Annotated in this window: 9 protein-coding genes; 4 read left to right on the top strand and 5 right to left on the bottom strand. The window is 39.5% G+C overall.

Annotation, left to right across the window (positions count from 1 at the left end; all coding sequences use genetic code 11):
- Positions 1 to 8 precede the first annotated feature (8 nt).
- From BLS35_RS25790 to mnmA, 4 genes are all read left to right on the top strand, one after another.
- Positions 9 to 2126: a surface glycan-binding family protein gene (locus BLS35_RS25790; RefSeq protein WP_090787016.1), complete on the top strand. Its 2118-nt coding sequence runs from the start codon at positions 9 to 11 to the stop codon at positions 2124 to 2126.
- A gap of 20 nt (positions 2127 to 2146) precedes the next feature.
- Positions 2147 to 5284 carry a SusC/RagA family TonB-linked outer membrane protein gene (locus BLS35_RS25785; RefSeq protein WP_090787013.1) on the top strand — a complete coding sequence of 1046 codons (3138 nt, stop codon included), beginning with the start codon at positions 2147 to 2149 and terminating at the stop codon, positions 5282 to 5284.
- Between the two features lie 17 nt (positions 5285 to 5301).
- Positions 5302 to 6993, top strand: a complete 1692-nt coding sequence (locus tag BLS35_RS25780) for a RagB/SusD family nutrient uptake outer membrane protein (RefSeq protein ID WP_090787010.1) — start codon at positions 5302 to 5304, stop codon at positions 6991 to 6993.
- A 163-nt stretch (positions 6994 to 7156) separates the two neighbouring features.
- Positions 7157 to 8248, top strand: a complete 1092-nt coding sequence (gene mnmA, locus BLS35_RS25775) for a tRNA 2-thiouridine(34) synthase MnmA (protein WP_090787007.1) — start codon at positions 7157 to 7159, stop codon at positions 8246 to 8248.
- Positions 8249 to 8252: 4 nt separating this feature from the next.
- Here mnmA and BLS35_RS25770 read toward each other — a convergent pair whose 3' ends face one another.
- The 5 genes from BLS35_RS25770 to BLS35_RS25750 all read right to left on the bottom strand — a co-directional run.
- Positions 8253 to 9200 (bottom strand): bifunctional metallophosphatase/5'-nucleotidase, encoded by a 948-nt coding sequence (locus tag BLS35_RS25770; protein ID WP_090787004.1) that lies wholly within the window; start codon positions 9198 to 9200, stop codon positions 8253 to 8255.
- Positions 9178 to 9936, bottom strand: a complete 759-nt coding sequence (locus BLS35_RS25765) for a 5'-nucleotidase C-terminal domain-containing protein (protein WP_090787001.1) — start codon at positions 9934 to 9936, stop codon at positions 9178 to 9180. The genes BLS35_RS25770 and BLS35_RS25765 overlap by 23 nt, the downstream gene beginning before the upstream one ends.
- A gap of 104 nt (positions 9937 to 10040) precedes the next feature.
- Positions 10041 to 10553, bottom strand: coding sequence for a glutathione peroxidase (locus BLS35_RS25760; protein WP_090786997.1), 513 nt, complete (start codon positions 10551 to 10553; stop codon positions 10041 to 10043).
- Positions 10554 to 10633: 80 nt separating this feature from the next.
- On the bottom strand, positions 10634 to 11518 hold the full coding sequence (locus tag BLS35_RS25755) for a PorP/SprF family type IX secretion system membrane protein (RefSeq protein WP_090786994.1): 885 nt from the start codon (positions 11516 to 11518) through the stop codon (positions 10634 to 10636).
- Positions 11519 to 11580: 62 nt separating this feature from the next.
- Positions 11581 to 13212: MBG domain-containing protein (locus BLS35_RS25750; protein WP_175459636.1), on the bottom strand; the 1632-nt coding region annotated here is incomplete at its 5' end.

The raw sequence follows: 13212 nt of genomic DNA, 5'->3' as shown, positions 1-13212 counted from the left end.
CATATATTATGAATTCAATAAATACAAAACAAAAACTAAAAGGATACCTCTCGTGGGTATTTGCATTGTTGCTCCTTACTGCGGCATGTAAAAAGGAAGAAGTTGTGGATAGCACAACTTTCACTATACACTATACCGGTATGACTGATATTGGGCCATCTATGTCAGGTGTTATTGCCGCTCCATCTTATATCGGGAGTCAACCTAATTCCTTTGAAATTGTGAGTATCACATTAGATGGCACTGCCTATTCAGGCAATAGCTTTGAAATCAATAAGGAAGATGGGACTGTAAGTATAAAGGAAACAGCGGGCATACCTGTTGGCCATTATAAACTTACGATTAGCTGTGTTTCTAATGGTAAAAGATATGAATTTAAAGATGCGATCGACATCAACATGATGAAACCTGTCCCAGATGGTATTACAGTAGTGCCAAACAAACTGACAGTTAATTATGCCGATGTTATTAATCTTCAGAGCACCGTAGAATTGCCTACGGCTCAAGTGACGACAGACAAGAATCACGTTTCTATAACAAAATATGAAATAGCAAAAAGTGATTTTTCCAAATACTTTGCCATATCTAATACCGGAGTTATTTCGGTTGTAAAAGGTGATGCGACTTTATTGCCAGGAAAATATGTGCTTTCACTTAAGTTAACAACTGGAGCATCAGGACAAGATGAAGGAATATTCCAAGATGCAGTAACAATAGATGTTATTTCTAAGCCTTTGGGATTAACCTATACCCCATCATTGGGCAAGATAGAAGAAGAATCTGCGCTAAGCGGTAAAACTTCATTTACGAGTAACGTCCCAGTACTTAAGGGGTCATTAAACGAATTGGTATACGCTATCAAAAGCATCACCCCGGCTACAAATAAAATAACGATTAATCCACAAACGGGAGTGATTTCCGTTGCAGAAAACCACGGACTTACTGCCGGACAACAATATAAAATTACAGTAAATGCAAAAAATGTTTACGACCAGGTTGGTGTAGATTTTAATGATGTTTTTGTACTGAATGTTGTTCAATTCATTGAACCGATACAATCATTTACTTATCAAAATAAGAATGCAACTCAAGCTGTTGCCTTTACTGTAACTCCTAGCGCAGGCTTCAAAGGTGACGAAGTTAAATTTGAATTTGTAGACTTACCTGCAGCATTGCAAGGTAAAGTTACTTTAAATGCTCAAGGGGGTATCTCTGCGGTTAAAGGTAACACGATTGCCTTGGGAAGCTATACCATCAAAGTAAAAGCAACAAATCCAAAAGGTGAATCTGTTGCTACCTTTACACTAACAGTGGGTGCAAATCCAAATTTCTTTACTTACGTAAGATACGGCAATAACCTTGGCTTAGCACCCGCACAAAACTATGCAAACCAATATCGCATAAGTGCAGCCAACCCTATTGCCACCATAAAGCCTACACCAACAACAGATGCTAATGTAAGCTTGACCTATGAAATTGCAATTATTCACCAAGGGGCTGGAACAACAATAAACGCTAGTACAGGACAGATCTCGTTCGCTGGTATCAATACGCCACAATCTGCAGTCTTTATGGTAACTGCTACCGCAGGAAAAGGAACACCTGAAGAGTATGCCGTACAAACTCCTGTCTTTGTTCAAAATTCAAATGCCTTAGTTGATTATTCACCATTCGTTCTTCAAGTAAATCCAAATACTGGAGGTCGCTCTGTAAAACCTTTAATTACCGGAGTTGCTGATAAGAGCAAATTTACATTGGATTACAGAAGAACTTTCAACTACTATAATTTCTTTGGTACTCAAGTAAATGGCGTACCAGCCGCAGGTACATTTTTGGGGAGGTTATTTGATAAATATGCCGAGAACACAAGTACCTCACCGAATTATGGTTCAAGAAATCCACTGTCTTATTATTGGGGTAATCCTAAAGGTATCCTTAGTCAAGCACTAGCTTACGTAGATGCCACTACTTTCGAATTGGTTGTAAACCCAAATAAATGGACTTACAATGGAGAAGCTGCCAACGGGGTATTCATTGGACAGATGACCTATATGACTGATGGAACTGACCCTCAAAATGGAACGACAGTACTTCCTATTATTTTATGGTTTGATACGAAATTTTAAATAGAACAGAAATACAACATATGATAAAGCAGATAAGTGTAAATAAGGGGATCATTATGGCCATCGTGGCGTTATTATGGTCTGTAAGTCTGTACGCACAGCAACGCACCTTAAAAGGAAAAGTTTTAGACGAAACAAATGCTCCCCTAATGGGAGCAACAGTAGTCATGGTTGGAAAAACGAATAAAACCATGACCAGTGAAAAAGGTACTTTTTCAATACGTGTCCAAAAAGGTGAAACCTTAACGGTTTCTTATATAGGTTACGCACAACAGTCCATTCGTATCGGTGATCAGGATGATATAACGATCAGATTAAAACCAGATGCAGCATTGTTAGACGAGTTCGTTGTTGTAGGTTATAGCACAGTAAAACGTTCTGATCTTACTGGATCTGTTTCTACTGTAAAAGGAAAAGATGTAGAAGGTTTTAAATCAGCATCCGTTTTAGGTGCCTTAGGTGGTCAGGTTGCAGGTGTACAAATCACCTCATTAGATGGTGAACCAGGTGCTGGATTTAATGTCAACATTCGTGGAATAGGAACTTTAACAGGCGACGCCTCTCCTCTTTATATTGTAGATGGATTTGAAGTGAGCAACCTTAATTTCTTACCAAATACAGATATCGAATCTGTAGAAGTACTTAAGGACGCTTCTGCTTCCGCTATATATGGAGCAAGAGCTGCAAACGGAGTAGTTTTGATTACCACTAAATCCGGAAAAGTAGGAAAGCCAGTACTAAACTATAGTAACTCTAGTACTTACCGTACTATCAATAAGACATTAGATTTATTGAGTCCTTATGAGTTTGTAAGACTACAGTCTGATGTAAACAGCGCTTATGCCGGTACTTATTATAAACCAGGCGTAGACGATAACGGAATACCTTACAAATACCAGTCGGCCGAAGATTACAAAGGCGTACAAGGCGTAAACTGGCAAGATGAAACATTCAGACCTACCTGGTCAAATGATCAAAACTTTTCAGTAAGTGGCGGTTTAGAAACCACAAAGTACAATTTCTCTCTAAACAGGTACAATGAAAATGGTATTTTCAACAATAGCGATTTTGGTAGAACTGCCGCTAAGATGAGAATCAACCAAAAATTGACCAACAACATTACTGTAGATGCTACGATCAACTACGGTAAAACCAATAAGTCAGGACTTGGAACTACAGCAGACAACGGAAGGTTTAATATGCTGGCGCAGATTTTTAGTGCCAGACCAACCGGTGGACTGAATATGGATAATGAAGCGCTATTGTCATCAGCTATCGACCCAGTTATGTTAGAAGATGGTACAAGTTTAGCCCAGGTAAATCCTATCGTACAAACTCAGTCTGTGATCAACAACAGAGGAGAAGAATTATGGGGTTCCAATTTATCAGTGAATTGGGAGATTATGAAAGGCTTAACTTTCCGTTCGGCAGGAACCTATAACACCACCAACACACGTATCGACCAGTTTTATAAAAACGGTTCAAAAGAGGCTTTCCGTAACGGACAAAAGCCTTATGGACAAACACAAATGGGTAAAAATGTACGTTGGACGAACTATAACAACTTAACCTGGAAAAAGAAAATTGACAACAAAAACTCTTACGATGTAATGTTAGGTCAGGAGTTGTCTTTCAACAGTTCCGAGTTTTTGTTAGGTCAGGCAATGGACTTCCCTTTTGATAACCTGGGTAATGATAATTTAGGCGTTGGTGCTACACCAAGTCGTGTAAACACAGGCTATTCAGATAAAAAACTTTTGTCTTTCTTCGCCAGAGCAAATTACAATTACGACAATAAGTACTTGTTAACTGCGACATTAAGAGCTGATGGATCCACAGTTTTCTCTGAGAAAAACAAATGGGGTTACTTCCCTTCTGTTGCTGCAGCATGGCGTATTTCACAAGAAGATTTCATGAAAAGCATCCCTGCGATTTCAGACCTTAAACTTCGTTTGGGATGGGGAGTTGTTGGTAACGATAGAATATCCAATTTCCTTTCACTCGATCTTTACGACATCAGCAAATATGGTATTGGCAACACTACATCAACAGTATTGATCCCAAAACAACTTAAAAACGCAAACCTGAAATGGGAAGGATCATCTACCATCAATATGGGATTGGATTGGGGATTCTTAAAAAATCGCGTAACTATGGTTACAGATTTCTTTATCAAGGATACCAAAGACCTTTTGTTAGCCCAATCTCTTGCTGAGCTAACAGGCTTCTCCTCTCAGTATCAAAATATCGGGAAAATCAGAAACAAAGGTTTCGAGTTGGCGATAACTGGTAAACCGATTTTAAAGAAAGATTTCTCCTGGGAAACCAATTTCAATATTTCATTCATTAAAAATGAATTGGTTGCACTGCAATCTGGTGCCAACGCAATGTACACCCGCTCTGGTTTTGATAGTAATTTTACTGAAAACGATTACGCGGCGATTGTTGGTCAATCTTTAGGATTGATATACGGTTATGAATTTGATGGTGTTTATCAATACAGCGACTTCAATACTACTCCTGATGGAAAAATGATCTTAAAAGATGGAGTTACCAATAACAAACGTCTTACAAACGTAGCACCAGGAATGGTAAAATATAAAGATCAGGATGGTGATGGAGTAATCACAACTAAAGACCGTACGATTATTGGTCATGCTATACCTAAATTTTATGGTGGTTTCAACAATACATTCAACTATAAAAACTTTGATCTAGGTGTGCAGGTACAATTCAACTATGGTAATGACATCTACAATGCAACGCGTTTATATGCCACACAATCTCGTTCTGGACGTAGAAATATGTTAGCAGAGGTTGCAGATAGATGGACACCAACGCATGCATCTAACCTTGTGCCTTCTACTAATGGATATGTGACCAACGATATTTATTCTCGCTTTGTTGAGGATGGTTCATTTGTAAGATTGAAAAGTGTTTCATTAGGCTATACCCTACCTACTAAATGGTCTAAAAAAGCTTATATGTCACGTGCCAGAGTATTTACCTCAGCACAAAATTTACTTACTTTCTCAGGATACAGTGGCTATGATCCAGAAGTGAGCACATCTGGTAACAACCCGATGACTCCAGGATTGGATTGGGGTGCATATCCAAAAAGCAAGGTGTTTACATTCGGTGTGGAAGTTCAGTTTTAATCAAAAAGAAAGAAGAAATGAAAACGAAAATATATTATATACTAGCAGCATTTGTGCTAATGATGAGCACATCATGTAAAGATTACCTGATGGAAGAATCAAAAACAGATATTGATAAAAATAAGTATATGAACAATGCGGCGGAAGCCGAAAACGTATTACTGGGTGTGTATCGTAATATGGTTACAGATGAGATATATGGTTTCAACCTATCTATCCTGTTTACTATGGGTACTGATATCTCTCAGGTTGAAGGTAGCACCAACGAAAACTTCCGTATTATCCCTACCAATTCATTTAGCCCAAATCAGGCAGAAATACAAGCCAGCTATGCTAAATTGTATAACTCTGTTTACAATGCCACTGATTTCATCGAAAGCATTGAAACGAAAATGGTAAATTATACAGATGCTGATAAGCGTTTGGCCACAATCTATATCGCTGAAGCAAAAGCTTTGCGTGGTCTATATTATTTTGAACTATTGCGTCGTTATGGACATATTGCTTTAGTTACCAATACAGCGATGTCTAGCCAGCCTCCTACGACCTTTGTACAGGAAGATCCGGCAAAAGTTTATGAGTTTATAGAGCAGGATTTACAATATGCGGTAGACAATCTTCCTTATGCTGTAGATGATACCTACAGAGTGAATAAAAGCTTCCGCCTTTCCAAAGGTTCTGCTTTAGGATTATTAGCCAAAGTATACGCAACCTGGGCAGGAAGTCCTGTTAAAGACATTTCTAAATGGGAGAAGGCAGCAAAAACGGCACAAATACTAGTAGAGTCTAACAAACATGGATTGTTGGATAGCTATGAGCAACTATGGAAAAACTCTGGTGCTGGTCTTTGGAATTCAACAGAAAGCTTAATTGAAGTTTCTTTCTATTCTCCAACAGCAACTAACGGAAGTCTTGATCCGATAGGTCGTATTGGTAAATGGAATGGTGTTAAAGCTACAACTACTGTTGATCGCGGTAGTAATGCTGCCAACGTAAAGGTTGTACATACTTTTGTATTGGATTGGCGCAACTATCCAGAGGATTTAAGAAGAGATATTTCAGTAGCCAACTATCAATATAGCCCAACTAAAACGCTATATGCAAAAGGTGCTACGGAGTCTGAGCAGGTTGGACAAGCTAATGATGCCGACCCGACAAAAAAACAAAAAGAAAAACAAAACTATACCCCAGGCAAATGGGATACGGAGAAATATGTTCCTCAAAGCAATAAGCTGATCAATAATGATAAATCTAACATCAATTGGTATGTCTTGCGTTATGCAGATGTATTATTGATCTATGCAGAAGCATTGAACGAATGGAAACAAGGACCAACTACCGACGCGTATACCGCCATCAATATGGTAAGAAGACGTGGTTATGGCTTACCTGTAGGTACAGCTAGTGCTTTAGCTGATGTACCAGCAGGTTTAGATGTGACAGCTTTCCGCGATGCTGTTCACAAAGAGCGTGCTTTCGAATTGGCTTTCGAAGGCGACAGAAAGTTAGATTTAATCCGTTGGGGTGTATACTACGAAACTGTTAAAAGTACATCGATAAAACTAGGTACCTGGTGGACTATTGCTGGTACACCTAATTATGCAGTTGCAACTCCTGGTTATACTACTAAAGGCAAACACGATCTATTCCCAATTCCACAAAGGGAAATGGATTTAGCAACTCAGTTTAAACAAAACTATCTTTGGTAATCCATAAATAATTGAATCTTTAAAAGCGGTTAGAATTTTTCTAACCGCTTTTTTTATTTACACCTAATTGACTACCCCTACTCAAAATTCCGCTTAAAAAGCCTTACTTTTGCGGCTTGTATTTATATGCCGGGCCTTGAACCCGAGTCAGTATTAAAAAATTATGAGTAAACGCGGTAGAATATTAGTCGCCATGAGTGGCGGTGTTGATAGTTCAGTAGCAGCAGTAATGTTGCACGAACAAGGGTATGAAGTAATTGGCTTAACCATGAAAACATGGGATTATGCCACTTCAGGAAGCAGCAGTAAGGAAACCGGATGTTGCAGTCTGGATAGCATTAACGATGCCCGTACGCTAGCTGTAAACTATGGTTTTCCGCATTACATCCTTGATATCAGAGACGAGTTTGGGGATTTTGTAATCGATAACTTCGTTGATGAATACCTTGCAGGTCGTACCCCTAACCCATGTGTTTTATGTAACACCCACATCAAATGGGAAGCTTTATTAAAACGCGCTAATAAATTGGATTGCGAATTTATCGCAACCGGACATTACGCCAACATCCGTCAACTGGATTCAGGTCGTCATGTGATTTCAAAAGGTAAAGACGAAAACAAAGATCAATCTTATGTACTGTGGGGTGTTTCTCAAGAAAACCTTGCACGTACTCAATTCCCATTAGGTTCTTTTGCCAAATCTGAGATCAGACAAATGGCATTGGATATGGGACAAGAAGAATTGGCTAAGAAAAGCGAAAGCTACGAGATTTGCTTTGTGCCTGACAACGATTACCGTGCCTTCTTAAAGCATAAAGTAGAAGATCTGGAGCAACGTGTTGCAGGTGGTAATTTCATTACCAGCAATGGCATGGTTGTAGGACAACATAAAGGCTACCCATTCTATACCATCGGACAAAGAAAAGGTTTAGGTATTGCTTTTGGCGAGCCTATGTTTGTTACCCAAATCCTTCCTGAAAGTAATACCGTAGTATTGGGTAGAGCTGACGAACTGGAACGCAGGGAAGCGCTGGTAAGAAATGTAAATCTGGTTAAATACGAAAATATTTTAGCACCTATGGATAATGTGGTGACTAAAATACGTTATAAAGATGCAGGTATGCTAAGTACAATTGTACAAGAGAACGATAAAATGCGTGTAACATTTGATCACAATGTATCAGCTATCGCACCGGGACAATCGGCTGTGTTTTACGAAGGAAACGACCTTTTAGGTGGCGGCTTCCTTTGCTAGGGATTTAGCTATCTAATTCGTTTGAAATAATATAAGGTGAAGCGGTTTTAATCCGCTTGCCTTTATATCGTTCAAAATAATAATCTATTCTACCCAAATTGATACCTGCAAAGCCAACCTGGTTAATGGTTGTAATGCGACCACTTAAGTTCTGTACATCTTCAGGCTGATCCATAAAAGTGTGCGTATGCCCGCCAATAATCAGATCTATGTTCTTGTTGTTTTTTGCTAGTACTTGATCCGATACTTTGTTAGAAGCATATTTATAACCCAAATGAGATAAGCAGATTACCAGATCGCATTTCAAATCTTGCTTTAGCAAATCCGCCATTTCATTGGCTTTTGCAATAGGATCAATAAAAACAGTATCCCCGTAGTTTTTACCTTCAACCAAACCTTTCAGTTCGATACCAATTCCAAATACCCCAATCTTTAATCCAGCCTTTTTAAATATCTGGTAAGGTTTAGTAGCCCCCTTAAGCAAGGTATTCGAGAAATCGTAATTGCTACACAGTATTGGGAAATTAGCATGTGGTAGCTGTTTATTAAAACCAGCCAGACCGTTGTCAAAATCATGATTACCCATTGTTGCGGCATCATAGCCCATGGCACTCATTAATTTGATCTCCAACTCACCACCAAACTTATTAAAATAAGGTGTGCCCTGAAAAATATCACCTGCGTCAAGTAACAGTACATTTGATTCCTTAGCTCTAATCTGTTTGATCAGCGCTGATCGTCTCGCAGTCCCGCCTAAACCTTGATTCTTAGAACCATCCATCGGAAAGGGTTCTATCCTACTGTGTACATCATTGGTGTGTAGGATGGTAAGCTTCAATACATCACCAGCAGCAAAACCGTTTAGAGAACTTAAACTCAATGCAGTAGCAGCAGCAGCTATCCCTCCCGTTTTGATAAAATCTCTACGATTAATCTTTTGTAATTCTTCCATCTAATTTAGGATTAATGGTTTTGCCAGCAGCCTGATTTTCTTTTACATAATTGATAAGTGCCTGGCGGACTTTTAGGTCCAACACTTTTTTTTCTATAGGGTCTTTAAAACCCAATGCATTGTCGCCACCGCCAGCTATATAATCCGAGGTGAGCACACGGTAGGTTTTATTTGGATCAAATGCTTTGCCATTGATAAATACGTCAACAGGCTTCCTATCTACGATTTTCATGCGTAAACCAGCAACAGGCTGTCCACTTGTAGCTGCAATAAAATTTAGTAATTGCTGTACATCCGTGCCTTTTAAAGTAAAAGCAATCAGCTCATTTTCGAAAGGCATCAGTTCAAATATATTCGACAATTTAATGTCGCCTTTTGGAACATCCACCCTGATCCCGCCTTTTGTAGAAGGCATGGCAAAATCGATCGTTGGGTCAATTTTTAAAGCTTGTTGCAATGCAGCATCTGAGAAGAAATTGCCTAGTATGGTTTCCGGAAGATCATTGCTTTTTACCATCAGCACATCAGAATAACCCAAAACCTGATTCATTTCTGCATCAAGCTGCTTTTTATAAGGCAAATAGGTTTTAACTACAGAACTGTCGACCGCTACATCTTTGTTAATAGCATACTCTGCCCTGTTGGACTTGGCCAACTGATAGCCAGATGAACAGGAAGCGACTAAAAGAACAGCTAATAGCGCCAGATAATTCCGGAATGATCTGAGATAATCCATAGTTAATATGGTTACAAAAATACATGAAACATTAGAATGTGAGGTTAAAAAAAAGAGAAATCCAGGTTACGAATTTCTCTTTTTTACAGCAAAGCGACCTTTACTTACAAATTCTTAGTAATCGCCTCATCTAAAGGTTTTACTTTAGAACGGAAACGATGTACTAGTTGTCCTTTTTCATTGATTAGAAATTTCTCGAAATTCCAGTTGATGTCACCTGTAAAATCAGGATTCTCAGCCGTAGTCAGGTATTTGAATAAAGGTGTAATGTCATCCCCTTTTACACTGCTTTTCTCCGCTAGTAAGAAGGTAACATTGTATTTTCCTGTACAAAATTCTTTGATCTCAGTGTTGGTAGCTAGTTCCTGTCCGCCAAAATTACCAGCTGGGAAACCAATCAATACCACGTTTTTACCATATTGCTTTTGCAATTTCTCCAGATCTTCATATTGTGGTGTATACCCACATTTCGAAGCTGTATTCACGATAAGGATCTTTTTGCCTTTAAATTTCGACAGCTTTACTTCTTTGCCGTCAATCGTTTTAAAAGAGAAATCGTAAACGCTTTTTGCCGGAGGGGTAAAAAACATCGTTAGTAATATCAATAATGTATTCATGTCTTTTTGTTTTTATGGTATGTACGAAGTTATGTAGAAATAGTTTAGAAATGCATAATGATAAAGTAAATCATCATAATTTAAATTTTCAACCTCAGGTTCAATTCAAAACTCCCATTGGTATAACTGCTTAATGCCGATGTCTGTGTGGTATAGGTTCCGCTAACCAGGTATTTCTTTTTGAAGTCCATACCTAATCCGAAGGTAGTATTCTTCGTACTATGGTACATGCCCAATAAAAATACCTGCTTATTGGCAATTGCCAGTTGCGCTCCAGCATCCCAGATGTTATCGAAGCCCTTTACCCCGCGGTAAGCCACTAGCGGCTCCAGATCCATGCCATCCGCTCCTTCACTTATGCTGATCTTATAACTTGCAGCGGTGTAAAAAGTCGCCACATCAGCCAGTTTGATCACATCCTTTTTCAATACGCTTTTCAAATTAGGGATTGATGCTTGAAGGCTCAGCTTTCCTGAGGTATAAGCAATTCCGAAATCACCATCAAGATAAGTCTTACGGTCATTGTACTGCCCCACCGTCGGGTCACTCGGATTACCATAAATATCTGCATTTTCCAGGCGCTGGCTCATCAAGCCCAATGACACGCCAAAATGTAGCTGATCATCCTGCTCGTTGAGTTTCAGGTGATAGGCATAGCTACCCACAATCCGGGTTTGTCTTTGCAGACCAGCACTTTCATTATTTACAGTTAAGCCTAGCCCGACTTTGTTAAAGCCATAATCGGCAGTCAGGTTTTGTGTTAAGGGCGAGCCCGGTACATTGCTCCATAGTTTACGGTATGCCGCATTCACTTTGAGCCCATCACCTGCCCCGGCAAATGCCGGATTAATAAGGTATTGGTTAGTATAATATTGTGCTGCCAATGGATTCAGCTGTGCTTTGCTTTGACCGCTGATCATCACTAAGATGATCAGTAGGGAGAATAGTAAACAGAATCTTTTCATCTTTCTTGTAATTTTTTTTCAAGTCTTTTAATAACTGCAATTATTGTCATCTTCCTATCGCCCTACCGTGCAATGGTAATAAATCCTTTAAAAACACGCCTTCCAGTACCAAAATCTATAATGTAATAATAGGTTCCTTCACTCAGTCCTATACCGTTGAATGTACCATCCCAACTATTGTCATATCCTTTTTTTCTGTAGATTGATTTGCCCGCCTGGTCAAAAATCCGAACCTCATTGTTTGGATAGAAGTCTATATTATCAATAAGCCATTTATCATTGTATCCATCTCCATTTGGCGTTAGAATATTGGTTGCCTTGATTTTTTCAAGATCATCAAGTACGTTAATGGTGATACTTTTGGTATCCGAACATCCACTTGTATTGGTAACCGTAACGGTATAGGTGGTGGTTTCCCTTGGTCTGGCGGACAGAACTGCTGTGGTTTGCCCGTTTAGTAGGATGTTGTTTGCAGACCATGCGTAAGTGGCACCTCCGGTAGCGGTTAACAGAAAAGTTTCCCCTTTACTGATACTTTGTCCCTTATCACTTGCAACCGTAATTACAGGCAATGGATTCACAGTAACTACAAAAGTTCTGGAATAGGTATCTACCCCTCCGTTTGCCGTACCGCCATTATCTTTAATCGTTACAGTAAGCGTTGCACTACCAACTACACCATTATTAACCGTATAATTTACTGTGCCAGTGGTTCCTGATTTGCTGGCTGTGAGGCTGGCAAACAATCCAGGGTTACTGCTACTTACACTAATGGTAGTTATTTGTGTGGTTTCCGGTCCGGCAGTAATACCGTTTAGAGGTACTGACTGCCCCGTTCTTGTATAACATATAGTTGAATTTCCAATATTATCAAGTGTTGGTGCTTCGTTGACATCAGTAAGATTGATACTGATTACCTTGTCTAATGAAAACCCGTATTGAGTTGTACTTCTTACCCGAATGTTATAAGTTGCTTTAGTTTCATAGTCAAGAATTATGGCTGAATTAACTGACGTTCCTGAAATGGCAAATGAGGCATTGTCGGTATCGCCTGCTCCGGCAACTAACGAATAAGTAAAGGTAGCACCTGGATCGTCAGATGTGCTGCTCAGTACACCTGCATTTGTTCCAATCGGCCCGTTCTCATACAGTGTAACAGCTGCCAGGTTGACACTGGTTGGTGCACCCGGTTTAATTTTAAGAATGCCATCCACATAACTAATGTTGTAGTTTGCTGCTGTAGCTCCACTGGCTTTAATCGGATAGTCGCCAATTGGACTGCCTGCTAATGCTGTAGTAGTAATGCCTGGTGCTGTGGCTAACACGGCGGCGGTTTCGCCATTAACAAATCCTGAATAGCTAACCGTTAACACAGGATTGGCTGTTCCGACAAATTTCTCTTTCTTATCTGCAGTAATTACCAATGGTGCTTTAGTAATGGCAAAATTGCCGCCTACATAAGTAAGTGTATAATTAATACCCGCAGTTAAAGTACCTTGTCCAATGGCATAAGTAGTACCGATGTTTTCTCCAACTGCCCTGCTCAACGTACCGGTAAAGGTATCGCCAGATTTTAATGGCCCGCCACTGGTGATGGTATAGGCTAATTCCGGATCGTTACTTCCATACACCTTGTTTTGTCCTGCATTAGCAGTTACAGTAATTGCTTTAGCCGTGATGGCAAAGTTTGCAGG

Origin of the sequence: Pedobacter sp. ok626 (assembly GCF_900100435.1) — a bacterium.
Classification (GTDB): Bacteria; Bacteroidota; Bacteroidia; order Sphingobacteriales; family Sphingobacteriaceae; genus Pedobacter.
The sequence above is the reverse complement of the archived record's forward strand: the minus strand, read 5'-3'. Positions and strand labels throughout refer to the sequence as shown.

Coding starts and splice junctions, on each gene's coding strand:
- BLS35_RS25790 (WP_090787016.1), top strand. CDS start 9: ATGAATTCAATAAATACAAAACAAAAACTAAAAGGATACCTCTCGTGG.
- BLS35_RS25785 (WP_090787013.1), top strand. CDS start 2,147: ATGATAAAGCAGATAAGTGTAAATAAGGGGATCATTATGGCCATCGTG.
- BLS35_RS25780 (WP_090787010.1), top strand. CDS start 5,302: ATGAAAACGAAAATATATTATATACTAGCAGCATTTGTGCTAATGATG.
- mnmA (WP_090787007.1), top strand. CDS start 7,157: ATGAGTAAACGCGGTAGAATATTAGTCGCCATGAGTGGCGGTGTTGAT.
- BLS35_RS25770 (WP_090787004.1), bottom strand. CDS start 9,200: ATGGAAGAATTACAAAAGATTAATCGTAGAGATTTTATCAAAACGGGA.
- BLS35_RS25765 (WP_090787001.1), bottom strand. CDS start 9,936: ATGGATTATCTCAGATCATTCCGGAATTATCTGGCGCTATTAGCTGTT.
- BLS35_RS25760 (WP_090786997.1), bottom strand. CDS start 10,553: ATGAATACATTATTGATATTACTAACGATGTTTTTTACCCCTCCGGCA.
- BLS35_RS25755 (WP_090786994.1), bottom strand. CDS start 11,518: ATGAAAAGATTCTGTTTACTATTCTCCCTACTGATCATCTTAGTGATG.